Origin of the sequence: Timaviella obliquedivisa GSE-PSE-MK23-08B (assembly GCA_019358855.1) — a bacterium.
GTDB classification, from domain to species: Bacteria; Cyanobacteriota; Cyanobacteriia; order Elainellales; family Elainellaceae; genus Timaviella; species Timaviella obliquedivisa.
Map to the genome: position 1 here is coordinate 443,939 of JAHHII010000001.1, position 26,042 is coordinate 469,980.

The window sequence follows — 26,042 nt, forward strand, 5'->3', positions numbered from 1 at the left end:
AGACTCTCTATCTTAAATTTAGCGGCAAGGCAGATTTATGGAGGTCAAGTATCATTGCGCCCTGATTTTTTTGGGGTTGTTTTTTTGCGCTGGCGGCGAAATTGACGGAAGGGATGCCCCATAAGCGGGAAATCTCCTGGCAGGATAAACATGACTAAAGGAAGGCTATGGTTGAGTAAACACTCTAAATTTTCAGTACATTGCTCTGTCTGACGAGAAGGCAGCGTACTGGCAACTAATTTCTCCATCGGCAGTGCCGCCACTCTTAGCCAGTTAGAAAAATTTGGGGGCAAATCTGCATTCAATCGTAGCTTCAAAGTCTCTGTAGAGAAAGACTGCGCATAGGTAGGCTTCAGAAAAGGAACGTATTCTTTGGCTTGGGGAGTCCGTTGTTTAATAAAAGCAAGGCTCACTCCCTTGAGTAAATTTCGTAGTGGTTCTGTGGCTTCTGCCGATCGCTCTCTGATAAAAATGCTTTGGGTCAAACTCTGGTTCAAGTTCGTGGGATCACCCGCACTGAGATGGGTGCCCCCGATCGCGGTAAGGAGATATTTTGAGGTTTGCAGTTGTGTAAACGGCAAAAACTGCTGACTCACTGCTGGGGTAATGCCATCATCGGTGCTTGCCAGCATGAGGGTGGGGATTTGTACTTGGGCTAGACCCGTTTCATCAAACAGTCGTCCAATCACAGGGTTGAGCGTGATGGCTTGCTTAATCCGATTATCTTGTAAATTAAGAGGGGGATCGGGTAAGTCGGCAGCGTTGCATTGCAGCAAATCGGCAGGGGAGAAAACGACTGGGTTAGGGTCGTCGCAGAAGGCTCGCAGGCGCTTCAGGTTGAGCTTTGCGCCTGCGAGTGCCAAGGCAGTGTAACCTCCTAGAGAATGCCCAATCAGCGTTACTTCTTCGGTGTTAAACTTGCCTCGCAGGTGTGCCGAAAATTGATCAAGCTGGCTGAGACGATCGAGCACAAATGATACATCTTTGGGGCGATCGACAAATTCGGTGGCAGGCAGCAGGTTATTTCCCTTTGCTGTCGATTGACCCATATCGCTGCTGGTTAACCAGGCTACACTGCTGCCCGGATGCTCTAATGCTGCAACAGTGAGTCCATGGGACGCTAAATGCTCGGCAAGATAAGTTAAGAATCGGCGGTCTGCTCCAAACCCATGGGACAAAATGATTAAGGGCCCTTGGGTTTCGCTACCCCAGTAAATATCTACAGGAACGGTGCGATCGCGCGTATAGTCGCGCATGGCGATCGTTTGATGCTGCACCCAGCTTTTACCAGGCTGAGTGGGGTCTAAGTCAGTAGGCAAAGGTTTTCCTTTAACGGTTAAATCGCGATCGACGATGGAGCTCAGGGTCTGACTTTGCCAGTACGGTAAGTTCATTTGCGAAGCCAGGGTGATGACTGAAGAAGCATCAATGGTGACGGTTTTTGCTGGAAAAGACTCTAAAAATCCTAGTAAGCTCATTTGGTCAGGCTGCTTTGCCGCCAATGTTAGCGCTTGCTGGAGTTGGGCTGGGTTGCTGTCAGGGATCGCTACCTGCAAAGTATTGATAAAGCGCTCACCTGCCGATGAATGCAACAGATCTTCAACCAGTTTGTCGCCCACGTTAGGGTCAAGCTGAAGGCGCGTGCTGAGGGCTTGTTGCACATCGGCAGTTAGCAGGGGCGTTAGCAACTGGAGAGAGGCAGGAACTTCCCCAGTCAAGGCAAATCTTTGTAAATCAGCGATCGCCACTGACTGCTGCAAAGGCCCTAACTGTACTGCAATATATTCCGCAGCTTGCCCCGGTGCTGAAATTCCTAAGGTAAGCGCAACCCCGCACGCCAGCCCTCGAATGAATTTTTTAATTCCGGTAACCTGCGGATAACACCGTCCGAGAGTTTGGAAAGGGTGGGCGTAGGAGTTAGGGGAAGGAACATTCACTGGTACTTCTCTAAGGAACAATCACACAAAAGGCGCACTATCTAGTCTATTAGTATCTAATTTATTAACCAATCCATTAATCAGGCTATTACTAATTTAAGCGATACGGCAGACGACAAAACCGCCAGAGTAGTAATCATTGTGAACATTGTAAATTGTGTTCTATCTTGCCCAACTTTATCTATCATTTTCCATCTCTACGATCGCCCGTGCTGCATCCTCCAACCTAGCTTGCCGTTGTCCTTGGGCGCGGGCTTGTCCGCATATTAAAGTGATGGGAGTATCCAGTAATACATCGATAAAATTAGGTACACTAGACTGCATTAATTTATTCTTAGCAGCGATCGGCACCTCTTTCAGTAGCCAACGACTCCAACGGTATAAATAATCTCTCCGACTCATCTCTTTAGTCAAGCTGATGCCATGGAGATCATGGAGATATCGATTCGATCGCCCGTATCTTTGCCATTGGCTACGCAGTTCTGCCAGAGTCGAGCGATGTCGATGCCGCACGATCGCACTTGCCGCAAACTGCAATTGCCAAGGGCTGGCTTGAAGGCTATCTGGTTGAAGGCTGTTTTGTTGAAGAAGAATCCGCCAGCAAAGGTCGGCATCACCCCCCGTGGTTAAATAGGGACGAAAGAGCCCCACTTGTTCAAATATCTGTCGTCGCACCGCTAGGTTTGCCGTTTGTCCGTAGGAGCAAAAGGGATGGGCAAGGGTGTGCTTTTGAGAGAGTGTCTCGTGGCGATCGGCGTATCGTTCTAGCAAAGTGTGACCTGGAAGCGCCAAAATTTCTCCGGCAACAATAGCGACAGTCGGATTGACAAACGGTTGAACTAATTCAGTGAGCCAGCCAGAATGGGGACGACAATCGGCATCGGTGAACGCGATAATGCTACCTTTTGCCGCTCGGATACCTGTATTACGCGCCGCGTAGGAGCTTTGGATTTGAGTTTCGCTGAGAGTGCGGACTTGTGGATTGGCTTGCAGAATCGCCAGAGTGCGATCGCGGCTGCCGTTATCCACCAACAAATACTCTGTTAAATGGGCAGGATAGGTTTGCGATCGTAAGCATTCCAGCAATGCTGGCAAATCATCCTCACCGTTATAAATCGGAATTACCACAGAAACATCAGGCTGAAAGCTTGACTCGGCTGGCTCAATTATAGGAATCGGCATTTTAGGGAGAAATAGTTGGATCTAGCTCCCAGTTTTCCCATCTGTTCTCAACCTATCTCCCCTTTAATAAATGCCATAAACTTGCAGTTTAATAAATGCTATAAACTTGCAGTGGCTTAAGTGTCCCTTCGCACTTTGTAGAAATCCTATGAACGACAACCCAGAGAACGTTAAAGACCAATTCTTCAATCCTCAGAGCACCTACCGAGGAGAATTTACTCCAGAGAGTCTGGCATTTAACGCTAATCTCCAAGAGTTCGCCAACCGTATCTCTATCATCTGCAACCTGGAAACAGGTGGACGCATTCCTGCCGAAGAAGCATACAAACAGATTAAGCAACTCTGGAGACAGTTGAAACAATCGAAGGTCGAGTTATTGGATACGCCCCATCCTCCTAAGCCAGACCTACCGCCAGAGTAATTCCCAATGTCGAAGCCCAGCGTTTCACCGACTGCAACCCTGTTGATTTCTTGCCCCGATCAGCGAGGGCTGGTGGCAAAGTTTGCCAGCTTTATTTACTCCAATGGTGGCAATATCGTTCATGCTGATCAGCATACTGACTTTTCGGCAGGGTTGTTTTTAACCCGAATTGAGTGGCAGCTTGAAGGATTTAACTTGCCCCGTGAGGTGATTGCACCCGCATTTCGAGCGATCGCCCAGCCCCTCAATGCCCAGTGGCAGCTTCACTTTTCTGATGCGCAACCCCGCATTGCAATCTGGGTCAGCCGCCAAGATCATTGCCTGTTTGACTTAATTTGGCGACACCGGGCAGGCGAATTTGCTGCGGAAATTCCTCTGATTCTCAGCAATCATCTCCATTTGCAAAGCACCGCCGAGCAATTTGGTATTGCCTATCACCACGTTCCCATCACACCCGACAATAAAGCCGAACAAGAATATAAACAGCTTGAGTTACTAAAAGAGTACTGTATCGATCTAGTGGTGCTGGCGAAATATATGCAAATTCTGAGTCCTAGTTTTGTGGCTCAATTCTCTAACATCATTAACATTCATCACTCATTTCTACCTGCCTTTGCCGGAGCTAATCCTTACCAGCGCGCCTACGAACGGGGTGTAAAAATTATTGGCGCAACAGCCCACTACGTCACGAAAGACCTAGATGAAGGCCCCATTATTGAGCAGGATGTAGTACGGGTGAGTCACCGTGATCAAGTGCCCGACCTCATTCGCAAAGGCAAAGATTTAGAGCGGATGGTCTTGGCAAGAGCCGTTCGGCTGCATCTTCAGAACCGAGTGCTGGTTTATGATAACCGGACAGTGGTGTTTGAGTAGCAAAATCACATCTTGCTGAAGCAAACTGCGTGGAATCACATAGATTTTCACAGTTTTTCATGTGCATTCATATACACTAAATTTTGTGCTGGTTAATTATTTTGAAGTCATTCAATAAAATAAAGGAGAGTCCATGTCGCAGCCACAGCAACCTATTCGCGTCTGTATTATTTTGGGCACTCGCCCTGAGGCGATTAAGCTGGCACCCGTAATTCAGCAGTTTCGCAAAAACCCGCTGTTTGATACGCAAGTTGTATTAACTGGGCAGCACAAGGAAATGGTGGCGCAAGTCATGCAGCTATTTGATCTACAAGCTGATCATGATTTGGCGATTATGCAGCATGGGCAAACCTTGACGGATATTACCTGCCGGAGCTTGCGGGGGCTAGAGACGCTATTTAAGGAGCTAAAGCCGCAGATGGTGTTAGTGCAAGGTGATACAACTACAGCACTAGCAGCAGCGATCGCCGCCTTTTACCAGCAAATCCCAGTAGGGCACGTTGAAGCTGGACTCCGTACTGATGATATCTATAACCCTTTCCCAGAAGAAGCTAATCGCCGCCTCATTTCCCAAATCACCCAGCTTCACTTTGCCCCGACTAGCCTTTCGGTCGAGCATTTAGAGCGATCGGGCGTAGTCGGCAAAATTTACAACACAGGCAACACAGTTATTGATGCCCTGCTCAGCGTGGCAGCCCGTCGGCTCGAATGCCCCATTCCTGAATTAGATTGGAGCCAGCACCGCGTCATTCTTTCCACTGTCCACCGTCGCGAAAACTGGGGTGAACCTCTCAAAGACATTGCCCAAGGCTTCCTTCGGGTCTTAGAAAAATTTCCTGATGCTGCCCTAGTGCTGCCACTCCACCGCAACCCCACTGTGCGCGAACCCCTCACCGCCATTTTGGGCGACCATCCTAGAGTATTTTTAACCGAACCGCTCGATTACGGCGACCTGGTGAGCGCCATGCAGCGCTGCTATTTGTTGCTGACTGATTCGGGAGGATTGCAGGAAGAAGCGCCGAGCCTGGGTAAGCCGGTCTTGGTGCTGCGCGAAACGACGGAGCGTCCAGAAGCAGTCATGGCAGGGACGGCAAAGCTCATTGGCACTAGCTCAGACAATATCTTTAGAGAAGCGGCTGATTTGTTGGGGAACCCGGAGTCGTATCGAAAAATGGCGAACGCGGTTAACCCGTTTGGAGATGGGCATTCGTCGGAGCAGATTGTCAAAATTGTTGAGGAGTATTTTGGACTTTGATAGCACGTCTCAAGATGATCCTTCCGGAGACAAGCGGGCGCAGTGTTCGATCTGCAATGTTCGATCTAAGGGGTAGGGGAGGATGAAGCTTCTGGAGAAAGAGTTGGGGAGGGTGCTGAGGAAGGTTCTGGAGAGGTTGAAACCGGAGGCGGAGAGGCTTCGGGGGAGGCTTCGGGAGATACTCTAGGGGAGGCTGACGGGCTTTCCGAAGGCGAAGGGTTAGGCGCTAACTCCTTCCATTCTTCCAACGGGCGATCGACTGCATTTTCAAAGCTAGGTGAAGCCAGAAATACTTTGATCTCTCCTGAAAGAGCAGGGGGCGGATCAACCAGGGCGTAAATGAAGCTGCGGTTGAAGTCGTAGCCGCCTAACAACAGTCTGTGTGTCTCCTGGTTATTCAGCACGACATTAATGGTGGCGAGGGGCTGGTGGAAGCTGAAGGATTCTCGATCGCCAGCCAATGCTGTGAAAGTGCGATCGCTCTTACCTGCTAATAAGCCGAGCAAATAGGCGATCGAAGCATCGCTAGCAGCAGCTTTATCAGGTTCGATCATTTGCCACTTGCCGCTTTGATCGCGCTCAAACTTGAGCGATCGCAACCGCGTCTTCACCGTTAACGACTGCACCTGCTTTTCCTCAAAAGCAAATAGCTGTTGCCCCTCGTCGTTTTCAGTCTGCTCTGGCGGACGCTGGTTGCCCACCACCATGACCACACCGCCCAGCAGCAGCGCCGCCAACACTAAAAATAAAGTCGCGGGTTTAATTTTCATTTACCTTCTTCTCCACCACATTACGGCTCCAGCCCCAAAGCCCAGAACAGGGAGCAACACCATTGAAATCAACGCCACGCTAATCTGCTGCCCTAACGTCATGACAATACGGCGATTTTTCATTTCTCTGGGGCGAATGGCTAAGACTTGATCATCGCTTTGACTTAACCAACTCACAGCATTGAGGAAAATATTGCCGTTTAACTGCTGCTCAAACAGTCCATCTGTTGCAAATCGAGAGTTGCCGATTACCACCAGACGAGACTGAGGTTTTGCCTGTGAATCTGTGGTGGCAAGATCTTCTGTTGCTAAGCGACTGAAGGCAATGCCAATCGCGTAAGGTGGCGATGGATCGGCAGGATCAGCTTTAACGCTGCCAGAGGCTTTATCTAGCTTCTGGGCTTGGGTGCGATCGCTGGTGAACAAGAACGGCACCGTTTCTACGCCTGAAACAGAAGTGGTCGCCAAGGGTCGCGCCAAGGGATAAAACGAAATCCCGTTGCCTAACCCTTTACTAATGGGATGGTCGCCATATTGATTGACAATTGTCACCGCTGCTCCCAAGCCCGACGCTTGCCCCGCCGGATCAACCACGATGCGATCGCTCAACTGTACGCCCCAAGCTTCCAGCAGCTTGCCTACTTTTGGGTCGGTTTCCGGATCAATCATCAGCATTAACCCGCTTCGGCGCTTCAGATAATCTTCTAGAATGGTCACCTCCTTTTCTAGTAACGCCCGTTCTGAACCTGCTACAACCACCACTGAAGCGTCATCAGGAACTTTAGAATTTTCAATTAAATTCAATGTTTCATGGGTAAAATTTTCTTCGCCTAAACGGGCGATCGCCTGTGACATGCCGTCTTGACCCGCCTCTAGCACGCGCTCACCGTGCCCTTGCACAAAGTAAACCTTCTGTTGCCGCGCGTCGGTAATCTTGACTAAGGCGCTTGTCAATTGCCGTTCCGACAGGCGTTGCTGAGGGTTAACCGTTTGCACCAGACGCCGAGCGCTACCCGTTTCTAAATACACTTCCCCAATTGACTTAACGCCCAACCGCTGGGCAATCCCTGGCTTTGCTTGAGGGTCAACAAATTCATAGCTCACCTGGCTATTCTGCCGCCGATAGTTATCCAAAAGCTCTCGATCGATTGGATTTGGAGCCGTATCAAATACCCAAACTTTGACGGGCTGCTTTAGCGTCTGCACAACCTGCTGCGTTTGAGGTGCCAGGGTAAAGATGCGAGTTTCGGTTAAATCAATGCGGCTAGAATAGCGCACTGCCAAAATATTGATCATTCCCACAATCACCAAAACCGCCACTGTAGACAGAATTGCGTTGGTACCAACCTGCGCCGATCGCCCACTCCAGAAAGGCTGCCGCGATTGTCCTCCCGACATCAACCACCAGCCCAGAATTACTATTCCAGCAGTAATTAACGCCAGCGGCACTGCCCCCCAACTCCCGTTGACTACGCCCACCACCAACCCAGCAGAAATCAGCACAGGGCTAAGCCAGAAGAGATATTTCAGCAATTTCCAATTGGGGGCAGAAAGTTTCATGGCAAAGTTTGGGGAAAGTTAGAGGAATAAGAAAAAATTAAGACCGCTGAAACCGAAATGCCTCAATGGCTTGAGCCGTCAAGAATAATCCCAAAACAATATAGCTAACAAAAACCACAATGCTGCTAGGGTCTAAAGTCCCTTGAACCAGGTTCGTGTAGTTCTTCACTAATGATAAATGTCCTAACGCGCCGCCTAACGCCCCACCGATGCCTGTTGCAACCAAATCGACCACCCACAGGAACAAAATGAGCGCAAAGGTAAGAATCGCTGCCAGAATGGTGCTGTCGGTCAAGGAAGAAATAAACATTCCTAAGGATAATACGGCAGCGGCTAGCAAAATTAATCCAGTGTGTCCTAGTAAAAGAACGGTGGGTTGAATAGGTGGATCGGAAGCAGAAAGAGCGATCGCCTCATACACTAACAATGGCAGAATTAGCGTTAAAAAGAACGTTACCACACCCAATAATTTACCTAATGCCACCGCCCAATTTGTAATAGGAGATGTTGCCAATAATTCCAATGTACCGCGTTTTCTTTCTTCGGCGTATAGCCCCATTGACAGTATCGGCAGAATAAACAACGAGAGAGAACCCAATACACCCAAATACACGCTCAGAAACTGATACGGCACATCTACAGGCTCAGTAATTCCCTGCGCATCTCGGTTGGCAACCTGAGCAATTAAACCATCGGGCCCCAACAGAATTGCAATAAAAAAGAATCCACTCAGCAGCCAAAAAACGCCTGCAATAACATAAGCAAACGGTGAAGAAAAATAGCTTTGAAGTTCTCTACGGTAAATTGCAACAACGTTATTAAAGACGGTTTTCATGACCGCTGTGCTCCTTCTGCAGGTTGGTCTGTAGATTGATTCGAGTTCTGACTTATGGGTGAAATGATGGATGAATCTAGAGACTGATTAGTGGGCAACGATCGCTCCTGCTCGTCCCCGTTTTCAATTTCTCCTTCTGTCAGGGGTTTCTCTTCTGTCGTCAACTCTAAAAATACATCCTCTAAGCTGACCTGAATTCGCTTCATTTCATAAAGCCCTAGCCCCATTCCCACGATCGCCGCCGAAATTTCTCGCCCTGGGTCAGTTCCCGGTTCTAGTGCCACCTGAACGCGATACCGATTTCCCAGCAGATCGCTTCCGGTCATGAGTTCGGCAGTTTTAACCCCAGGAATATTGCGAAGCCTGGGCTGAAGCACCTCAAAATCACCATTGATCTCCAGTTCATACGCCGAGCCACTCCTGAGTTGCGCCATCAGTTGATCAGGGGTATTGGTGGCAACCACCCTGCCTCGGTTAATGATGGCTACCCGGCTACAGGTCATGCTCACCTCTGGCAAAATATGCGTAGACAAAATAATGGTATGTTCCCCAGCCAAACTTTTAATGAGGTTGCGCACATCAATAATCTGCCTCGGATCAAGCCCCACGGTTGGCTCATCTAAAATAATGGCGGGAGGATCATGAACGATCGCTTGGGCAATACCAACTCGCTGCCGAAACCCTTTAGACAACTTGCGAATTAACACCTTTTGTTTCTCTTGCAAGTTGCAACGCTGAATCGCCAGCTTGACCCGAGTTGGGCGATCGCCAGCCGACACCCCTTTAATGCGCGCCACAAAATGCAAAAATCCTTCCACCGTCATGTCAGGATACAGCGGCGGCGTTTCTGGCAAATAGCCAATTCGTCGGCGCACCTCCATCGAATCCTCATGCACATCAAACCCGGCAATTTTGGCAACCCCGCTAGTGGCAGGCAAATATCCTGTCAAAATGCGCATTGTTGTAGTTTTGCCCGCGCCATTTGGCCCTAAAAAGCCTAAAATTTCCCCTTTTTCTACCTCAAACGTCACATCTTGAATGGCGGGGGTATCGCCATAGATTTTGCTGAGTTGCTCAACTTGAATCATTTTTGGACAGGGGGTAGAGGGGCACCGATCGCGAAAGTCACAGATTGAGAAACAGCACTTATTGTAAGTTACAGGAGTGAATTGTACTCAAAATGACATTTCTTTGTTGATCCTTTGTTGAGTAGTGGCAGTTTGCTGTCCCCTCGTTATCTTTATCAAAATCAAAGAAAATATCCAGCAAAAAAAGTTCCTAGCTAAAGCTAGGAACTCGTCAGGGTGTATCTACCTGCTACAAGATCCGCAGATCATCAGGGGCTGTCAGGACGAACTGCTCTCAAAAATTCTCCATTCGGAGCAATATACCGAAACTGATCTTCTAATTGCACCCAAGCCCAGCCTCCAGAGAAAGAGCCAGTCTTTTGAAACTGCGGCTCAATCACTACTTCCCCCATTTTATTGATAAAGCCAATCTTTCCAGCAACCTGAACCGCAGCTAGTCCTTCCGAAAAGTCCGACGCAAACTCGAACTTAGGCACGATCGCCATCTCTCCCGCACTGTTGGTATAGCCCCACGTCGTTCCCACCAAGACCACCGCCAAGCCTTCCGAAAAGTCCGACGCAAAATCAAACTGCGGCGCGATCGCCCATTCTCCCGATTGCCGAATATATCCCCACTTACTCTCCTTCCTGACCCGTGCCAGCGTCTCCGAAAAATCAAACGCTCCATCAAACTGGGGTGCGATCGCCACCTTACCCATTCGATCAACATAGCCCCATTTCCCCGCCGCCCGAATTACCGCCAACGATTCTGAAAAACTCCAGGCATCAGTAAACTGTGGCGCGATCGCCCATTCCCCTAAACGATTGACATACCCATACTGCTCATCAATTTTGACAGCGGCTAACCCTTCAGAAAAATCGCTTGCCAAAAAAAACTGCGGCTCAATCGCCCATTCCCCATCCAAGTTGATATAGCCGTAGCGATTCCCATTGCGCACGACCGCCAGCCCATCCGCAAAACTATTAACTCCTAAATATTGCGGGTCGATCACCACAGCGCCCGTTCGGTCAAGATAGCCATAGTAATCATTGACACGAGCGATCGCGCGTCCTTCAGAAAAAGGTGAAACACCGTCAAAGCTTGGATCTACCGCAATGACTGTTTTGCCAGTCGGGTCAATGTAGAAATAGCGATCGGAAGTTTGAACCACCGCCAGTCCTTCCGAAAAGTTTGAAGCGCGATCGAATTGCAGAATTGATGAAGCCATTGGCAGAGGTAATCTAAATCTTAAATATCCCTCAAAATGGAAGTTTGTCTGTACCTGCGTTGATTTCCGACAAGAGTGTCGATATTACTTTTCTAACTTCTGGTGAAGACAGTATTTCGCCAAGAGCTTGCTCGAACGCTTCCTCAGAGTCGCATTGTCTGTGGTAGGTATCATTTGCTAAGTTGTTCAGACTTAGAGGATAGAGTTTAATATCGTGAATAACCGAAAGTATTGAATAGCGATAGTTATCGAGGGATGGAGCAACGACTCGAAGCTCTATATTCTGCTTCTCCTGATTCTGAATCCGTCTAACATCGCCAACGAGTAAACCGTCAGTAGCCTCAGACAGAATTGCAGCCTGTTCTTTCAAAATAGTGAAGGGAGTTCTGACAATATCAGGTTTCGATAAATCACCCCAAAGACTTTTTTGACTATTCATAATTCATCGTCCTTTCTATACTTAGCCTAACTAACACAGGCAGATGATCTGAAACAGATTTCAGTAATCCAGTTTCTGCTAGCAAGCTCTTACTCCCCACTTCTGAAATAACCTGTAAGCTCTCCTGAGAAAAATGATTTAATAGGTCGGGTCGCAATAGCACTTGGTCAAAGGTATTCCAAAAATAATTGATATACCCTCCTTTACTGTCATAATACGTCCCTGAAGAGCCTGGAGAAGAATCCCCCATCAGTCCCCACATAGGATTGTAGAAAAACGGCTTGTCTTCCCCTTGCACAGATCTACTCCGTCTCCTGGCTATTTTCTGATCCATAACAGCATGAAAGCCATCTGATGCAACTAAGCCAGGTTCAAATGGGTTCATGTTGAAATCTCCAATCACCAGAGTTCTAGAATGTCCTACGTTTCTTTCAGCTTCTTGAATTGTCTTAGATATTCTAGTGGCGTGCATCATTTGCTCACGTTCATCAAGGTGCAGCTTGCTTGGTAAGTGTAATCCTACCAGTAGTAAAGAAACTCCAATGGGCGGGGAGATATGTCGAATCGAAACACCTCCACTATCAGCAACTGGACGAACTGATTGATGAGGATATCGAAAGAAAAAGGATAAGCGCGATGCCAAATTGTTAAATAATCCAAAGTACAAACCGTTCGAGTCAGAAGAATTGAGGGAGGGTAGAAGGTTGGCATCTGATATCTGGGATTCTGCCAAAATTAGGATATCAACATTGTGGTGATGGCAAAGATACACAATATCTTGCAGGAGATTTTTCTTGTTGATATTCCAGAACAGTATCGTTGCCATCGTTTGAAGGATAGAGCCCGCCCATAGCTTATAGAAGAATAGGAGCGATCGCCACCCATTGACCGACCCCAACAAAAAGGGCGCAGATGAACTGCACCCTCGAAGAGCTATCGACCTCTGACAAACTTTGCGTTAAGCGCTTGCCACCATCAACGTTCTCAACGTTTTTAGCCCTCGCTTCACCCGGCGAGAAACCGTTACGGCGCTAATTCCTAAACGTTCTGCCGTTTCCTTTTGAGTCAGGTCATGCAGAAACACAAATTCTAAAACCTCACGAGTCCGATTTTCTAGCTGAACCAACGCTTGATGAAGACGAATCTGATCTTCTTGAGCCAACTGAAAGCTTTGGTAGTGATTATCAGGAACCAAGTCGCCCAGAGAGGTCGATCGCTCATCTTCGTCGCGCATGGGTGCATCAAGGCTGAGGGGAGCGCGATTGCGATATGCCAGTTTAATGTCTTGCCATTCCATTACCGAAATTGCTAATGCTTGGGACACTTCCACGTCAGTCGGTGGACGGTGCAACTCGACTTGAAGCTGGCGAGTAATGTTAGAGGCTTGGTGCTGTAGAGCTTGCCAGCGGCGCGGAATACGAACTGGTGAACCCTTGTCGCGCAGATAGTGTTGAATTTCGCCCCGAATGTAAGGAATGGCAAAAGAACTGAAGGCGTTGCCCCGAGACATATCAAAGCGTTCGATCGCTCGGATTAAGCCTAAGCTGCCCACTTGAAGTAGATCTTCATAGCTTTCGGTACATTGATTAACCCAGTGATGAGCTTCCTTTCTCACCAGCCCAAAGTTAAGCTCAACCAACTGATTGCGGATTTCGGCACAGGGAGATTTGTAGTACTCCCGGAGCAACTGTAAACTTTCACTTTTAAGTTCGTTCGCGACTGGGGTAAGCATGACAGGGTTCAGGTAAATGAGGTAAGTGCGCTCTATCAAGACTCGTTGAGGTAGCTGTTATGAAGACCGATGTCCGGTGATTCGCTCAGCAAACTTCTAGATTTGATGACAACTTTAGGCTGAGCCTCAGACCTGAACCACTGCGTTTTTACTGAACCTCTGGCGATCGCTCAAAGTTACTCTGCGTCTAATTTTGAGCTAAAAAAACGGCTCAAAAACGAGTCCATCAAGGTACTCAAATTTTTGAACCCGTTTGGGCAAACCATTGTTTTTACGTAGAGGCAATCTTCATGTTAAGAAGTCTTTACTTCAAAATAGATAGGTATGGGTCTAGTATGGATTCCCAAAAATTAGGCAGCCGCCGTCAATTTTCCCCGCCAAATTTGAGTTAAAAATCCGGCTAAACTACTCCCTAGGTTCATTTGTTGACAAGGAACTACATTATGTTCAACATTGAAGTGCGATTTCAGGGTGGCTTAACTTCTGCACAGCAAGCTGTGTTTGAAACTGCAACAACTCGATGGTCACAAATTATTGTGGGCGACTTGCCTGCCGTGCGGATCAACAACGAAGTCATTGACGATTTGGTCATTGAGGCGCTTGGAACCCGGATTGATGGCTCTCTTGGCATTCTAGGACAAGCGGGACCTCGTTTTTTACGTCCCAACACGTTTTTGCCTGCCCTAGGCAACATGGAATTTGATATTGATGATTTAAGCCGTCTAGAAGCAGAAGGCAGCCTGGAAAACGTCATTATCCATGAAATGGGTCATGTCCTAGGAATTGGCACCATTTGGCAACAGCTTAGGCTATTGCAGAATGCGGGGCGGACAAATCCCATCTTTATTGGCATCAATGCTATGAGAGAGTATGCGACCTTAATTGGTAGACAAACTCCTACGCCTGTCCCTGTTGAAAATATGGGTGGTGCCGGAACTCGTGATGGACACTGGCGAGAACGCATATTGGGTGTTGAACTAATGACGGGGTTCCTCAATGCCAATGTCAACCCTTTGAGTCGTTTAACGGTTGGGGCACTTCAAGACATGGGGTATCGAGTGAATTACGATGCCGCCGATCCGTACGACCTGCCTAGTCGGCTAGAAGTTTTGATGTTCGGCATTACAGGCGAGCCTAACTACAACCAGTGCCGGATGTGTGGACATCGGCGCAGAGGAGTAGAGCCTGTGGTGTTGCCTGAGAGCGCGTTGGTTTAGAGGTCGAAAAAAAGAGGGGTGATTTCTACCCCTCTTTTTTTGATTACGCCAATTTTGATTATGCCAAGATCTACTAGACTTGAGCAGGATCTACTCTGGCGTAGAACAATCCAATAATTTTCACATCTACAGGAGCTTTACCCCCCATGTCAGTATCAGAGGGCTGGATGCTCTCAAACGTGCCTGCAATTTCGCCTGTAGCTGCATTAATTTTAGCGACTTGTAGAGAAATTTCACCTTTGCCTAAGTCAAAGCTTTTGATGTTCTCTCTGAGTAGCTCCTCATTATCGGCTTGTGCCGGTAGCGCCACGGCGTTGTCGTAGCCCGCAGTTAAACCCCGACCTTTAGGATCGAGAAAGTTAGAAGTTCGGTAAGAGGGAACTCTAAACTCGCCGATGAAATCGGTGGAAGTGGTAATGCTGTCGGCACTGCCTTGAGCTTTGGCAACCAAGCCTTTAATAGTGAAGAGGAATGGATGCATTTCACCACCTGGCATTTTGACAGTGGTTGCTTGGAAGTCAAATCCGTCTTTTTCCTCAAATACCAAGCTGCCATCAGCATCAGCCGAGAGTTTGCCCGATACTTGGTCAATAGAAGAGGTCAACCGAGTTAGAGGCTTGCCTGCAATGAAGGATGCGCCTTGCCGTCTGTTGGTAGATTCTTCTTTGACAAAGTAATTTGTTGGCTCTAAGCACAAGCCTGTGATGACGTATTCTGATCCGCGTTCGATCGGGATGGTTCCTCGTTTTGCCTCGGTAATTTGAGGACAGTTGTTTGCCAGACCCGTGTTGCGAATCTGGTCGTAGGTCAATTCTTCGACGCTCGATGCGGATGCAGGACCCTCACTACAAGCAGTAAGAAATCCTAGACAAAGCGCTAGGAGTGCGGCGATTACAGCACGATACCTCATAGTCAACCTCTAATATCTAATGTGAAAACCCAACCAGTGTGATCTTAAAAATATAGATTCCTGGGGAATTTGATTTTGCCAGTTGGCGAACCTGTTGGCAGGCATTAAGTACCTTCATCTTTGATTTTACAGGAGGTTGATACCTTTATAGAGGGATCAAAAGGATTAGGGGAATTACAGGGATTACAGGCATTACAGGCATTAGAATGTGTACTGAAAAAAGGTCTGAGCATGAGCGAGAAGGAGACGAGATTGGAGCATTTGCAGAATGACTTGGAGGCGATCGCCACAACGGTTAAGAAAACCGCGCAACAATGCCAGGGCAATAATCTAAAGTTACTGGCTTTGCTGAGGCTTTTAGAATCGCTGCATCAAGAAATCCGGGATGGGTTGTTTCAGGACTCTCTACCTGACAACCGACAGGCGCTCTATGCCCTGCTGAAGGACATTGAAAATAATGGCGGCTGGCCCCATATTTACCGAATGCGGTTGCAGAATTTTTTATGCAATTTGATTCCGGAGGAGGAGCATCCTTAAGCCCTCCGGCTTTCTATGCCAACGCGAATAAGCGCCGCCACTAGCAGTAGGGGCAGCAACCAATTGCCCCAACGCACATAAAGGGTCTGGGTTTGGCGACGGTAGATGGTGTGGGCATGGGTTTCGTAGGTTCTAAAGCCAGAGAGCCATTGAGTTTTACCGTGGGGATCAACGATGCCAGAAAAGCCTGTGTTGGTCGCCCGGACTGCCCAGCGATCGCTTTCGATTGCCCGCATTACGTCTTGGGCATGGTGTTGTGCCATCATCGTGGCGTTGTAGGGATCGTTGTTGGAAGCGGTCACAATGAATTGTCCTCCAGCAGCAGCTTGATTACGAAAGATCCAGGGAAATGCGGACTCGTAGCAGATGGCGGCGATCGCTCTGCCCACGGGCGTATCGAAGTGTTGATTCACTGCTCCAGGCAGCATGGATGAGCCAACAGGTGAGAGGCGATCGATAAATCTCCCTAAAAATGACTCGAAGGGAATGTACTCGCCCAGGGGAACGAGTTTGATTTTGTCGTAACGACCTATGATGACTCCAGTGCCAGTAATAGAGAACAGGGTTTGTGTTACCCTGCCTGCGCGCATTCCAACAGTACCGATTAAGGCAGGAACACCCCTATCAAGAATGGCTTGATAGAGAGCGTTTTGACTTTGCCTAGGTCTGCCTAACCAGAGCCAAGGGAGTGACCCTTCAGGAGTCAGGACGAGATCTACTCCTTGGTCTGCCAGGATTTGATAGCCTTGAGTGTAGCGATCGAGCGAAAGTTTCGTTCCTTCTTCAAAAAGTTTGATGCGGGTGGGAATGTTGCCTTGAACAATTCCCACCTTGACCGCCGATGCGGGTAATTCGGTGAGAGGCTGACTGTAAAGTGCAAATCCAATCAGATGAAGCGCCACAAAGAGGGCAACCGGGGAAACGGAGAGCCAGAATCGCTGGGCAGGACTTTGGGAACAACGATGGAGCCAAGCTTCTGCAATTAGTCCATTAACAGCAACGATCGCCCCAGTCACGGCAGTAGAACCTGAGAGTTGTCCTAAGTGCAAAATTGCCAAGTTGTGAGGACTTTGGGTGAAGGAGAGCGAAGTCCAATCCAGGGGCCCACAGTTCCATAAAATGCTGAGAGTACACCAAAGCGCTGTTCCTAAAAGAACGCGGGTAAGGGAAGACAGTCCCTTGCGAGTCTCTCGAACTCGCCTTAACACAAAGCCAAATAACCCTGCCCAAGTTACCCCCAGGGCAGCGCCCCAAAGGGTGATGAACGCCCAAGAAAACCCTGTGATTGCGACACTTGTTCCCCAAGGTAATCCCATCCAGGTTAATGGATGTAGCCCCCGAATCCAAGCCAATGCTAAACCGTGATACCCTACTCCCCAAACAAAGGGAACCCACAGAGTCATTCTGCTTGCCTTGTCGCCTGTGCTACCGCTTTCCCCAACCACTAGCACCCACAGCGGAGCCAGAGCAACCCACGCTAAGCCCCACAGATTTGCTGGAGCAGGGGTTAAACCCATCAAAACTCCGCTGGCAAGAGCGATCGAGAGGGGCAAGAGAGGGCATGATTTGAAGGGTAGTTTAAGGAAAGAAGTTTTTACGGAAAGCGGTTGGCTCACAAGAACTCGGAAGAGGTAGGTTGATTTTGGCACGATCGCAGTAAGCTGGTTCAGGATAGGGTACAGAGGGGCACGCATGAAGCTGAAAAGATGGGCGCGCTGCTTTGCAGATACCGCAAGGGTCTCCACCCTTATTATTATCCTGGGCGGTGCTAGCTGTCGGAAAGAGCGGGCGATCGAGGCTCCGCCTCTGTCCATTCGTCGTCAAACTCAAGCGACAGCGGCTCAGACCCCGGTTAAAGCCGAAATTTTTTCTGCTCAAGTCAGTAGCCAACTTCGACAGAATCTTGATCAAAGCCTCTCAAAGGATCTGCCGGGAGCCGTGTTGTATGTGGCAACATCTGATGGGACGTGGATGGACGAAGCAGGGTGGGCAGATATAGAGAAGCAGAAGCTGATGCAGCCGACCGATCGCTTCCGGATTGCCAGCTTAACCAAAATGTTTGTGGCAGTCGTTTGTTTGCAGTTGGCGGAGGATGGACAGTTAGATTTGAGCGATGCGATCGTAGACTGGCTGCCGCAGGAAGTAGGCAGTCGCATCTCTGATAGTAGAGAAATTACCATTCGCCAACTCCTTAACCATACCAGTGGCTTACCCGACCCGTATAGTGATGCTTTCAAGCAAGCGGTCATGGCAAACCCTACCCATAAATGGCAAGCCAAAGAAGTTCTGGAATATGCAGAGGGCAGAGGTGCCGCAACGTCGAGAGGGTCGTTTTTTTACTCTAACACCAATTATTTGCTACTAGAGTTAATTGTGGAGAAGGCGACGGGCAACTCTCTTTCCACCGAAATTCGGCAACGCATCATAGAGCCGCTGGAACTGAATGACACTTTTATGGAGGCGCATGAACCCATCCCCGGTGGATTTGTTCAGGGCTATCAAGATTGGAATGCTGACGGGACTCCTGAAAATGTCACTCAGCCGCTTCTCAATGATGGTTTGGGGTTGGGCGATGGAGGATTGGTTTCGAGTGCTCCTGATCTTGCCCGGTTCATGCGATCGCTGTTTAGCAATGGGGTGCTGCTGCGCTCTGAAACCCTAGAGAAAATGATGACGCTTGTGCGAAGTGACAAGCGGGGCGGATATGGGCTAGGCATAACCTACACGCCTACCATTTGGGGAGAAGCTTGGGGGCATACCGGCAAAACGACGGGCTTTGTGTCAGATATCCTGTATTTGCCTGCTCACGACCTGATTATTGTGGCTTGGACAAATAGTGGCGACAGTCGGCAAACTAACCCATCTGACCTAATTCAGGAGAGCTTACGGATCATTTTGGACGTAGAGGGTCGCTGAACGGGTCGTTAGATCTGACGACAAATTCCAAAAACAGATGTGTAGCCATGAAGAAAAGTGGTGTTGCCGACAGGGCCAATCTCGCCGTTACAGAAAAAGCCGCTCAGCGGGACATTCAGATAGCGGGTAAATAGGCGAGAGTCGAAGTTAGGTCGTTTATAAAGTCCTTCGCCTCGTCCTAAACAGGCAAACATCAGCGCTCCGGCAGGCGATGAAGATTGATCTTGGTTTTGATAACGTTCTAATAACATCGTTAGATCGTCTTCCGAAGCCTCAGCATCGCGCAGGTGAAACTGGATGCGTTGACCCGGACGAACGCGATCGCCAATTGCCATTGCTCCGGTTCGAGGATCTACGCCTAGCACGTTACGAATCAGAAAATCTCCCTGCTCTAGGGTTTGCTTAAAAGCACTTTGGGCAATGCCAATCGAGAGCGATCGCTGTGCCAGTGCCCGGTCTTCTTCATCCAAACCCTCAAAAATCCCTTGCAAAATTTCTAAGGGTGTGTGGGTTTTGCCATAAGCCGACTCTTCCAGCTTCAGCAAAATATTTCGCTCCCCTTCTACTACCTGATAGGGCTGACCAATGGGACGACAGCCTTGCGCCACAATCGTTTCCATGACCAAATTGCCGCTGAGTGCCACGCCCACTACGCCCTCACGGTATTGCTTAAAGTCGCAAAATAAGCTGCTATGACTACCAGATAAGCCTGCATCTGCTAAGCCACCCACCTTAGCTGCTCCGGCATAGGCAAAATCCAATCCTTGCAGCAACTCATTAGTACCTGAGGACATCGGATCACTCAGCAGGATGAAGTGAGGTTGATCTTGTGGGGGTACGCCCATCAACTCGACCCAATCATCTGGCGAACTGTCGGGATCAGGTAAAACGTCTGTTGAAATATGAAACGTCTGCACTTTAACATCAGGCAAGCGCGCCAAAGTCAGGCTGAGGGCAGCACCATCTTCCACTTCCTGAACGCTGCCGTGATCATCTATCCCGACAATGCCCCCCCCACAGCAGCCAATGAGAGCGGGCAGGGTCAACTTTTCTTGTAACAATTTTTCTTGTAACAGGGGCATCAGACGAGAATATTCACTCGCAAAAGCAGAGGAGATGAAGACCAGCCCCAAGTCTGCGGGAACCCGAAGCAGCTTCTGAGCTTGTTCCACAACATCCTCCACTGCTGCCTCTAGGGAGGGGCGGGTTGATAGGGCGTTGACCCACTTCATTGGCTGCGTCATGGCTTCCACTTACAAATCGATAGTCTTATTATCCGCTGTGCTGGATAGGAAGGAGCAGTTCCTTTTGTTCAATCCTGTTATCCAAACCATAGGCTATTTGTGAACTGGGAAGAGCCAAATCTTAAGAAAAAGGTTGCAATCAACTCCAATTTTCTGATCTCGTGTCGTAGTAAAGAGGTGAGACAATTTGGCAAGCGCTTTAGGAAAGTCAATACAAATTTGGATGCGCTAACCTAGAGCTAAAGGCTATGTACATTACGAGCTAAGGCAAGATACCTATGAGCAACGACATTCAAGCAAAAATTGACCAAGAACGCCAGGCAGCACGCGAAGCCTGCGAAACCAGCGGCCCTGGCTCTGCCGAGTGTGCGGTGGCATGGGACACTGTTGAAGAACTGCAAGCAGAAGCTGCTCACCAAAAGCAGAAGGTTTCTAAGAATTCTTTGCAAGAATACTGCGATGATAACCCCGATGCTTTAGAGTGCCGGGTTTACGACAACTAAGCGAATGAGTAAATGAATTAGTAAAAGTGCATCATTTACAGCGGGGTGTCCAACGGGACATCCCGTTCTTGCGATCGCCACCATTGCTTTAGAAACTTGCCCCACTGCACTGCCAATTCTAAGTCTGTGAAGGGAATCTCGGTAGGTTTCTCAACATTTAATAGACGAAACGCGATCGCCACTTGACGAGCCTTAATAGGCGGACTTTCTAAATTTGTGGGTTGTCGATCGACAACTAAGTAAATAGACTCAACCTGCTGTCGGTTGAAGGTTTGCAAGTCAAGAATGCCCTTCCGGGTCGGTTTGCCCCAGGTTAAATCATCTCCCCTTTGCCCCAAGACTGAGTAGATATCAAACTTGGCACGGTCAAATTGTTCCGCCCAACCTCGGTAGACTTCCAGCTTTTGATATTCGTTCCAACCTGCCCAGGCAAGTCCAATAAAAACAGCAAGGAGAGGCAGCCAGAGAAGTCCGCGTGTCATAAGAAAATCAGGGAAGAATGAAATTGCTTTTGTTCTGCCTTTAGCATCGCTTGCTTTTGCACTCTTGAGAACGACATCTTACCTGAGACAGTCATCCAGGCTCAAAGTCTATGCTACAAACTATTTGTTACAGAAATCCTACGATTGAAAAATCCCCCTCCCCCGGATAGGGATAATACGTTATTGTCTTTAATGGAAAGGTTACAAGGCTGATCCTCCTGATGCGATCGATCGCATCTTAAAACACGTACAGATTTGAGGTGTAAAGCGTGGTTGCTACTCCAGAAAAAATTCAGCAAAATCAAGGCTCGGCAGCCTACGGGGGCGATCGCGTAGCCGTTCTGCTCATGGGCTATGGCGAAGTCGAAAGCTACGAAGACTTTGCGAACTACAACGAGCAGGCATTAAACCTCCTCACCGCAAAATTTGCGCCCGTGCCTACTTGGATTTATCCTCCCCTTGCTAAACTGCTGGCAATGTTCGATCTCCACGAATGGAGCCACCAGCATGATCATTTTATTTCTCCCCACAACGCCATTTTTGAAAAACAGCGGGCAGGCATCGAAAAATGTCTTCAAGAGCGTTGGGGAAATCAAGTTCAGGTTTTCAAAGCTTTCAACTTTTGCGCCCCTTTCTTGCCCCAACAAGTGCTAGCCGAGATTAAGGCAAAAGGCTTTGACAAACTGCTAATTTACCCGTTGCTAGTCGTCGATTCTATCTTCACAAGCGGTATTGCCGTCGAGCAAGTCAATCACGGCTTATCACAGTTGTCTGATGGCGCGGAGCATTGGGTTAAAGGACAACGCTACATTCCCTCGTTCTACAATGAGCCTGCTTACATTGATTTGATGGCGCGGTTAGTCGAAGAGAAAATTGCCAAAGAACTGGCTGTTGCTCACCTCCCTTCGCAAACTGGCATCGTGTTGATGAACCATGGCTGTCCCCATAAGGCAAAAGGCTTTACGTCTGGCATTGACGAGAGTCAGGCAATGTACGAGCGCGTTAGAGAGCGTTTAATCAATCGCTATCCTCTAATTTCGGTCGGCTGGTTGAACCATCAAACGCCCCTAATTGAATGGACGCAGCCCAACGCAGATCTGGCAGCCAAAAATTTGATGGCGGTAGGCGCAACGGCTCTTGTCTTTATGCCAATTGGGTTTGCTACAGAAAACCATGAAACCCTCCTAGATGTGGATCACATCATCCATGGGTTGCGTCGTCAGCGTCCTGATGTAACCTATGTGCAAATGGCTTGTGTGAACGACCATCCTGAGTTCTTACAAATGGTGGCAGACTGGGCAGAAGACCAGATTTCGGCACTACTGTCAGAGCAGGCTCTGTCAGTGGATCCGGCGTTGGCTAAAGTTCAAGCTGAAGCCAGTCACAGCCATGACCATCACAGCCACGAGCCTCATAGTCATGACCATCATAGCCACAATCATCCTCATCCCCACTAACCAAGTGCCTTAGCGTCAGATTCGCTACCTGACGCTGTGAGGAGTCTGTGAGAAGGACAGTTAAACGCACCGCTAAACAAAAACGCTTCATCAAACAAAAAAGGAGAGAACGCTAGGTTCTCTCCTTTTTTGTCTCTGTTTAATGGTGATTGATCGTTGTGCCCGTCAGTTTGATCTTTGAGCCGTCGTCGTAGTGCCTGTCTTTGCTTTTTGAGTTGCCTTTGCCGAGCGCTGCCGCCTCGTCCTTTGTCGTTTCTTCCTTCGTTGCGGGGAGACTCCCACCGCTTTAGTCGTTGCGCCATTGAACTCTCCTCAAGTTACCTTACTCTATGCTATCCAAGCTGCCATGGAGGTGAAGATGAAACAGATGTCTCATCCTTATTAATATTACTTGGTTTGATCATGGGCGGGGAGAGACTCGAACTCTCATATCTTTCGATGCCACATTTTGAGTGTGGTGCGTCTACCAATTCCGCCATCCGCCCTTGGACTCGGCTGTCCAATTATTATAGGTCATTAAGCACTTTTTATTTCAGATATTAGTCAAAAACTACTGATTGATGCTTACCAATTCCGCCAACCGCCTTTAACTTCATCTTGCTGAGAGAAGGGCACGCTGCTTTGCAGATACCGCAAGGGTCGCCTCTCTAAAAGGGATTGGTATTCCTGGGTGCTTGCCCAGCGATCGATTTCCCTGGCTCTAAGTACAGGGACAGGATGGCTAAGTTGAGCCGTCTGCAATTGCCTCAGCATTTTGCCCAGGTCGCTAGTGCTCATATCTTCGTAGGAGCGGGCTTGGGCGAGGAATGCATCTAGGTTGAGTTGTGGTGCAAGGGTGGGAGAGCCGCCACTTAGCTTCATAAGAACTGAAGCGACCACTCTAGGGTTTTGAGCCACTAAGAGAGCCGCGCGATCGCAGGTAAACTCGGCACAGCGTACCCATTCCATCAGTTGTGCTTGCAAGCTTTGAGTCAACAAACTCCCCCCAGGGACTAACTGTCCTGCTAATACCACCAGATTAGCCAACGTTAAGTAGACGCTGTGTTCGCACTTAAGATGCCCTAACTCGTGGGCAATCACTGCCTGAGTTTCTTCAGGGGTAAGGAGTTCAATTAAGGAAGTATGAATGACAATAAAGGGCTGTTTGCCTCGCATCGCAAAGGTGTAGGCGTTCGGAGCAGGATTTTGCCGCACGTAAAGCTGCGGGGGTTCCAAATCTAAAATCTTGCATGCTTCCAACAAAAGCTTATGTAAGTCGGGCAACTGCTGATCGCTAACCAAAACGCTAGAGGCAATATTTTCTAAGTAAAAGAATTGCTCTGCAACAGATCCCAATACATTCCGCAGCAATACATCTAGCCCAAGCAGTTGTTTCATAGCCTGCGTTGCCTGGAGATCTAACGGATGTCTGAACTGGTCAGACTTTAAACCCACGAGAAGCGTTTTGGGTAAAGACATGAGAGTACTAATTTTGAATTTTGGGCTAGGAAATATTTAGAGCGCTCTCCTATTGTACAGACCAATTCTTTGCAGATGAGGTAGGTCGTGTCGTCCTCTGCCCAAAACCTTTTAATCCGATCGCCCTAACCTATTCAAATTTGCCCATCTCAAGCAAATAAGGTAAAGCAAAAAGGGGCGCGATCGCCCCTCTACAACTCCCTAACTTAAGTCCCTATAACGAAACCAACGACGGCTCAATGGCGATCGGTGGTTTCACTTCATCTTCCGACACCACCTGAACGCGCTGAATCTTTGCGCCTAAGCCCTTCAGCTTACCTTCTAAATCGTCGTAGCCCCGATCCATGTGATGTAGCCCGCGAATAGTGGTCATCCCCTCAGCCGCCAACCCCGCCAGCACTAACGCTGCAGAAGCCCGCAAATCTGTTGCCATTACGGGTGCACCCGACAGAAAAGGCACACCTCGAATAATGGCGTGGTTGCCCTTGACCCGAATATCTGCTCCCATTCGATTCAGTTCTGGCACATGCCCCAGACGATTTTCAAACAAAGTTTCAGTGATAACACTGTTGCCCTCGCTCAGGGTCATCAAAGTCATTAAGGGAGCTTGGACATCGGTAGGAAAGCCCGGATAGGGCAGCGTTGTAATGTCTGTAGCGTGGTAGTCTAACCCTGGTACCACCCGCAGACGATTGGGTGCATCTTCGACGATGCCTACTCCAATCTCACGCAGTTTGGCAATGACGGCAGTAAGGTGTTCTGGAATGACCGAGGTAAGGATAATTTCAGAGCGAGTTACCGCGCCTGCAATGAGGTAGGTACCTGCTTCAATGCGATCGGAAATGATGTTGAAATCTGTGGCGTGAAGGCTAGCTACTCCAGAAATCACGATCGTATTGGTGCCTGCGCCCCGAATGTTTGCCCCCATAGAGCGGCAGAAATTGGCTAAATCCACGACTTCTGGCTCTTGAGCAGCGTTCTCAATAATGGTTTCGCCCTCAGCTAGGGTTGCTGCCATCATGAGGGTTTCGGTCGCCCCCACGCTAGGCATATCTAGATAAATTTTGGCTCCCTGCAACCGCTTCTTGCCGCCGGTAATGTAGGCATGAACAGTGCCATGCTCAATTTGAACATCTGCCCCCAGCGCCTGCAACCCCCGAACGTGCAAATCAACCGGACGAGCGCCGATCGCACATCCCCCTGGTAATGGCACCCGCGCCACGCCCAGCCTTGCCAGCAGAGGGCCAATCACAAAGAAGCTGGCTCGAAGCTGACTGACTAAGTCATAGGGCGCTTTAGAATGCCCAATGTGACGAGTATTAACTTCCAAAACATCGCCCTGCCGCTTAAGTTGAACGCCCAGAGCCGAGAGAATTTCGCCCATGCGATCGACATCAGCAAGGGAGGGAACATTGCTGAGGCGACAATCTTCACTACAGAGGAGAGTCCCTGCCATAATCGCCAATGCCGAGTTCTTGGCACCGCTGATTTTGACCTCTCCCTTTAAGGGGTTTTTTCCCCAGATTTGTAGAACCGTTTCACCCACGGCAGGCTGAGAATCGGAAGTTAATAGGCTGGTTAATGAGCTAGTAGAGGGATTGATAGCGTTGACCTCCGGGACGGATATAAGCTGTTTTTGTCTAAATGAATGCACTGTTGAGAGGGCTTCGTTGAGCTAACTTTACAGATGCTTCAAATTTGGTTTGATTGTACCGGAAAGATCCACAATGTCCAGTCAGTATTACGGACAGATTTTGAATTTTTTATTGATTCAGATAAAAATTACCTTAACTGAGCAATCTGCCTGGACTACGTGACAAATATCCTGGGGCGATCGGTTGACGAATTGCACCGCTTGGCGGGATGATTAAAAATCGCAGTCTTCAAAAAATGGGTTTTTGAAAAACTGTGAAATGCGGAACTGGCGGAATTGGTAGACGCGCTAGATTCAGGTTCTAGTGCTCGCAAGGGCTTCCGGGTTCAAGTCCCGGGTTCCGCATCCTGTTAGTGAAAGTTAC

Annotated in this window: 25 protein-coding genes and 2 tRNA genes; 9 read left to right on the plus strand and 18 right to left on the minus strand. The window is 48.8% G+C overall.

From position 1 onward, the window contains the following. Nucleotides 1-44: 44 nt before the first annotated feature. Nucleotides 45-1,937 (minus strand): alpha/beta hydrolase, encoded by a 1,893-nt coding sequence (locus KME11_02120; protein ID MBW4514006.1) that lies wholly within the window; start codon nucleotides 1,935-1,937, stop codon nucleotides 45-47. Nucleotides 1,938-2,114: 177 nt separating this feature from the next. Then, entirely contained in the window at nucleotides 2,115-3,119 is a 1,005-nt protein-coding gene (locus tag KME11_02125; GenBank protein ID MBW4514007.1) for a glycosyltransferase, read from the minus strand. 148 nt (nucleotides 3,120-3,267) lie between these two features. Between KME11_02125 and KME11_02130 the strand changes: the two genes are divergently transcribed. From KME11_02130 to wecB, 3 genes are all read left to right on the plus strand, one after another. Further along, the gene (locus KME11_02130) at nucleotides 3,268-3,540 is read left to right on the plus strand and encodes a hypothetical protein (protein MBW4514008.1); all 273 of its coding nucleotides are present in this window, start codon (nucleotides 3,268-3,270) and stop codon (nucleotides 3,538-3,540) included. Nucleotides 3,541-3,546: 6 nt separating this feature from the next. Continuing rightward, nucleotides 3,547-4,413: a formyltetrahydrofolate deformylase gene (gene purU, locus KME11_02135; GenBank protein MBW4514009.1), complete on the plus strand. Its 867-nt coding sequence runs from the start codon at nucleotides 3,547-3,549 to the stop codon at nucleotides 4,411-4,413. Nucleotides 4,414-4,546: 133 nt separating this feature from the next. Further along, a complete protein-coding gene (gene wecB, locus KME11_02140) occupies nucleotides 4,547-5,668 on the plus strand; it encodes a UDP-N-acetylglucosamine 2-epimerase (non-hydrolyzing) (protein MBW4514010.1) in 1,122 nt (373 codons plus the stop codon). Between the two features lie 65 nt (nucleotides 5,669-5,733). On the opposite strand, the gene KME11_02145 is transcribed toward wecB, so the two are convergent. From KME11_02145 to KME11_02180, 8 genes are all read right to left on the minus strand, one after another. Then, a complete protein-coding gene (locus tag KME11_02145; protein ID MBW4514011.1) occupies nucleotides 5,734-6,438 on the minus strand; it encodes a DUF4340 domain-containing protein in 705 nt (234 codons plus the stop codon). Beyond that, nucleotides 6,439-7,998: a Gldg family protein gene (locus tag KME11_02150; GenBank protein ID MBW4514012.1), complete on the minus strand. Its 1,560-nt coding sequence runs from the start codon at nucleotides 7,996-7,998 to the stop codon at nucleotides 6,439-6,441. It lies immediately after the preceding gene. 37 nt (nucleotides 7,999-8,035) lie between these two features. Continuing rightward, nucleotides 8,036-8,833 carry an ABC transporter permease gene (locus tag KME11_02155; protein ID MBW4514013.1) on the minus strand — a complete coding sequence of 266 codons (798 nt, stop codon included), beginning with the start codon at nucleotides 8,831-8,833 and terminating at the stop codon, nucleotides 8,036-8,038. Beyond that, nucleotides 8,830-9,921, minus strand: coding sequence for an ABC transporter ATP-binding protein (locus KME11_02160; protein MBW4514014.1), 1,092 nt, complete (start codon nucleotides 9,919-9,921; stop codon nucleotides 8,830-8,832). Before KME11_02160 ends, KME11_02155 begins: the two co-directional genes overlap by 4 nt. A gap of 248 nt (nucleotides 9,922-10,169) precedes the next feature. Further along, nucleotides 10,170-11,129: a WG repeat-containing protein gene (locus tag KME11_02165; protein ID MBW4514015.1), complete on the minus strand. Its 960-nt coding sequence runs from the start codon at nucleotides 11,127-11,129 to the stop codon at nucleotides 10,170-10,172. 31 nt (nucleotides 11,130-11,160) lie between these two features. Then, nucleotides 11,161-11,568, minus strand: coding sequence for a hypothetical protein (locus tag KME11_02170; GenBank protein ID MBW4514016.1), 408 nt, complete (start codon nucleotides 11,566-11,568; stop codon nucleotides 11,161-11,163). Beyond that, nucleotides 11,561-12,394 (minus strand): endonuclease/exonuclease/phosphatase family protein, encoded by an 834-nt coding sequence (locus tag KME11_02175; protein MBW4514017.1) that lies wholly within the window; start codon nucleotides 12,392-12,394, stop codon nucleotides 11,561-11,563. Before KME11_02175 ends, KME11_02170 begins: the two co-directional genes overlap by 8 nt. 132 nt (nucleotides 12,395-12,526) lie before the next feature. Continuing rightward, nucleotides 12,527-13,300: an RNA polymerase sigma factor SigF gene (locus KME11_02180; GenBank protein MBW4514018.1), complete on the minus strand. Its 774-nt coding sequence runs from the start codon at nucleotides 13,298-13,300 to the stop codon at nucleotides 12,527-12,529. Between the two features lie 443 nt (nucleotides 13,301-13,743). Between KME11_02180 and KME11_02185 the strand changes: the two genes are divergently transcribed. After that, nucleotides 13,744-14,517, plus strand: a complete 774-nt coding sequence (locus tag KME11_02185) for a hypothetical protein (GenBank protein ID MBW4514019.1) — start codon at nucleotides 13,744-13,746, stop codon at nucleotides 14,515-14,517. 73 nt (nucleotides 14,518-14,590) lie between these two features. On the opposite strand, the gene KME11_02190 is transcribed toward KME11_02185, so the two are convergent. Next, a complete protein-coding gene (locus KME11_02190) occupies nucleotides 14,591-15,427 on the minus strand; it encodes a photosystem II manganese-stabilizing polypeptide (GenBank protein ID MBW4514020.1) in 837 nt (278 codons plus the stop codon). A gap of 231 nt (nucleotides 15,428-15,658) precedes the next feature. On the opposite strand from KME11_02190, the gene KME11_02195 reads away from it, so the two are divergent. After that, nucleotides 15,659-15,964, plus strand: coding sequence for a hypothetical protein (locus KME11_02195; protein ID MBW4514021.1), 306 nt, complete (start codon nucleotides 15,659-15,661; stop codon nucleotides 15,962-15,964). Here KME11_02195 and lnt read toward each other — a convergent pair. Continuing rightward, nucleotides 15,961-17,481: an apolipoprotein N-acyltransferase gene (gene lnt, locus KME11_02200; protein MBW4514022.1), complete on the minus strand. Its 1,521-nt coding sequence runs from the start codon at nucleotides 17,479-17,481 to the stop codon at nucleotides 15,961-15,963. The two genes, KME11_02195 and lnt, sit on opposite strands and share 4 nt — an antisense overlap. A gap of 175 nt (nucleotides 17,482-17,656) precedes the next feature. Here lnt and KME11_02205 point away from each other — a divergent pair, with 175 nt between their 5' ends. Further along, on the plus strand, nucleotides 17,657-18,880 hold the full coding sequence (locus KME11_02205) for a beta-lactamase family protein (protein ID MBW4514023.1): 1,224 nt from the start codon (nucleotides 17,657-17,659) through the stop codon (nucleotides 18,878-18,880). 8 nt (nucleotides 18,881-18,888) lie between these two features. On the opposite strand, the gene KME11_02210 is transcribed toward KME11_02205, so the two are convergent. After that, nucleotides 18,889-20,112, minus strand: coding sequence for an FIST C-terminal domain-containing protein (locus KME11_02210; GenBank protein MBW4514024.1), 1,224 nt, complete (start codon nucleotides 20,110-20,112; stop codon nucleotides 18,889-18,891). Nucleotides 20,113-20,402: 290 nt separating this feature from the next. Between KME11_02210 and KME11_02215 the strand changes: the two genes are divergently transcribed. Continuing rightward, nucleotides 20,403-20,627, plus strand: a complete 225-nt coding sequence (locus tag KME11_02215) for a Calvin cycle protein CP12 (protein ID MBW4514025.1) — start codon at nucleotides 20,403-20,405, stop codon at nucleotides 20,625-20,627. Between the two features lie 35 nt (nucleotides 20,628-20,662). On the opposite strand, the gene KME11_02220 is transcribed toward KME11_02215, so the two are convergent. Next, nucleotides 20,663-21,109, minus strand: a complete 447-nt coding sequence (locus KME11_02220; protein ID MBW4514026.1) for a hypothetical protein — start codon at nucleotides 21,107-21,109, stop codon at nucleotides 20,663-20,665. Nucleotides 21,110-21,456: 347 nt separating this feature from the next. Between KME11_02220 and KME11_02225 the strand changes: the two genes are divergently transcribed. Beyond that, the gene (locus KME11_02225) at nucleotides 21,457-22,566 is read left to right on the plus strand and encodes a ferrochelatase (GenBank protein ID MBW4514027.1); all 1,110 of its coding nucleotides are present in this window, start codon (nucleotides 21,457-21,459) and stop codon (nucleotides 22,564-22,566) included. Here KME11_02225 and KME11_02230 read toward each other — a convergent pair. The 4 genes from KME11_02230 to murA form a co-directional block, all read right to left on the minus strand. Beyond that, the gene (locus tag KME11_02230) at nucleotides 22,563-22,868 is read right to left on the minus strand and encodes a hypothetical protein (protein ID MBW4514028.1); all 306 of its coding nucleotides are present in this window, start codon (nucleotides 22,866-22,868) and stop codon (nucleotides 22,563-22,565) included. The genes KME11_02225 and KME11_02230 overlap by 4 nt on opposite strands. Before the next feature lie 101 nt (nucleotides 22,869-22,969). Beyond that, nucleotides 22,970-23,051 (minus strand) — tRNA-Leu (locus KME11_02235). 79 nt (nucleotides 23,052-23,130) lie between these two features. Next, entirely contained in the window at nucleotides 23,131-24,024 is an 894-nt protein-coding gene (locus KME11_02240; GenBank protein MBW4514029.1) for a M48 family metallopeptidase, read from the minus strand. A gap of 214 nt (nucleotides 24,025-24,238) precedes the next feature. Then, nucleotides 24,239-25,570 (minus strand): UDP-N-acetylglucosamine 1-carboxyvinyltransferase, encoded by a 1,332-nt coding sequence (murA, locus tag KME11_02245; GenBank protein ID MBW4514030.1) that lies wholly within the window; start codon nucleotides 25,568-25,570, stop codon nucleotides 24,239-24,241. 369 nt (nucleotides 25,571-25,939) lie between these two features. Here murA and KME11_02250 point away from each other — a divergent pair. Beyond that, nucleotides 25,940-26,023: transfer RNA gene (locus KME11_02250), tRNA-Leu, on the plus strand. Nucleotides 26,024-26,042 lie beyond the last annotated feature (19 nt).

Bases quoted from the DNA above. Each gene is read 5' to 3' on its own strand.
- KME11_02240 (MBW4514029.1), bottom strand. From the start codon at position 24,024: ATGTCTTTACCCAAAACGCTTCTCGTGGGTTTAAAGTCTGACCAGTTC.
- purU (MBW4514009.1), top strand. From the start codon at position 3,547: ATGTCGAAGCCCAGCGTTTCACCGACTGCAACCCTGTTGATTTCTTGC.
- KME11_02210 (MBW4514024.1), bottom strand. From the start codon at position 20,112: ATGAAGTGGGTCAACGCCCTATCAACCCGCCCCTCCCTAGAGGCAGCA.
- KME11_02195 (MBW4514021.1), top strand. From the start codon at position 15,659: ATGAGCGAGAAGGAGACGAGATTGGAGCATTTGCAGAATGACTTGGAG.
- KME11_02205 (MBW4514023.1), top strand. From the start codon at position 17,657: ATGAAGCTGAAAAGATGGGCGCGCTGCTTTGCAGATACCGCAAGGGTC.
- KME11_02225 (MBW4514027.1), top strand. From the start codon at position 21,457: ATGGGCTATGGCGAAGTCGAAAGCTACGAAGACTTTGCGAACTACAAC.
- KME11_02190 (MBW4514020.1), bottom strand. From the start codon at position 15,427: ATGAGGTATCGTGCTGTAATCGCCGCACTCCTAGCGCTTTGTCTAGGA.
- KME11_02175 (MBW4514017.1), bottom strand. From the start codon at position 12,394: ATGGCAACGATACTGTTCTGGAATATCAACAAGAAAAATCTCCTGCAA.
- KME11_02230 (MBW4514028.1), bottom strand. From the start codon at position 22,868: ATGGCGCAACGACTAAAGCGGTGGGAGTCTCCCCGCAACGAAGGAAGA.
- KME11_02130 (MBW4514008.1), top strand. From the start codon at position 3,268: ATGAACGACAACCCAGAGAACGTTAAAGACCAATTCTTCAATCCTCAG.
- KME11_02215 (MBW4514025.1), top strand. From the start codon at position 20,403: ATGAGCAACGACATTCAAGCAAAAATTGACCAAGAACGCCAGGCAGCA.
- lnt (MBW4514022.1), bottom strand. From the start codon at position 17,481: ATGGGTTTAACCCCTGCTCCAGCAAATCTGTGGGGCTTAGCGTGGGTT.
- KME11_02160 (MBW4514014.1), bottom strand. From the start codon at position 9,921: ATGATTCAAGTTGAGCAACTCAGCAAAATCTATGGCGATACCCCCGCC.
- KME11_02150 (MBW4514012.1), bottom strand. From the start codon at position 7,998: ATGAAACTTTCTGCCCCCAATTGGAAATTGCTGAAATATCTCTTCTGG.
- wecB (MBW4514010.1), top strand. From the start codon at position 4,547: ATGTCGCAGCCACAGCAACCTATTCGCGTCTGTATTATTTTGGGCACT.
- KME11_02155 (MBW4514013.1), bottom strand. From the start codon at position 8,833: ATGAAAACCGTCTTTAATAACGTTGTTGCAATTTACCGTAGAGAACTT.
- KME11_02125 (MBW4514007.1), bottom strand. From the start codon at position 3,119: ATGCCGATTCCTATAATTGAGCCAGCCGAGTCAAGCTTTCAGCCTGAT.
- KME11_02145 (MBW4514011.1), bottom strand. From the start codon at position 6,438: ATGAAAATTAAACCCGCGACTTTATTTTTAGTGTTGGCGGCGCTGCTG.
- KME11_02220 (MBW4514026.1), bottom strand. From the start codon at position 21,109: ATGACACGCGGACTTCTCTGGCTGCCTCTCCTTGCTGTTTTTATTGGA.
- KME11_02185 (MBW4514019.1), top strand. From the start codon at position 13,744: ATGTTCAACATTGAAGTGCGATTTCAGGGTGGCTTAACTTCTGCACAG.
- KME11_02170 (MBW4514016.1), bottom strand. From the start codon at position 11,568: ATGAATAGTCAAAAAAGTCTTTGGGGTGATTTATCGAAACCTGATATT.
- KME11_02180 (MBW4514018.1), bottom strand. From the start codon at position 13,300: ATGCTTACCCCAGTCGCGAACGAACTTAAAAGTGAAAGTTTACAGTTG.
- KME11_02165 (MBW4514015.1), bottom strand. From the start codon at position 11,129: ATGGCTTCATCAATTCTGCAATTCGATCGCGCTTCAAACTTTTCGGAA.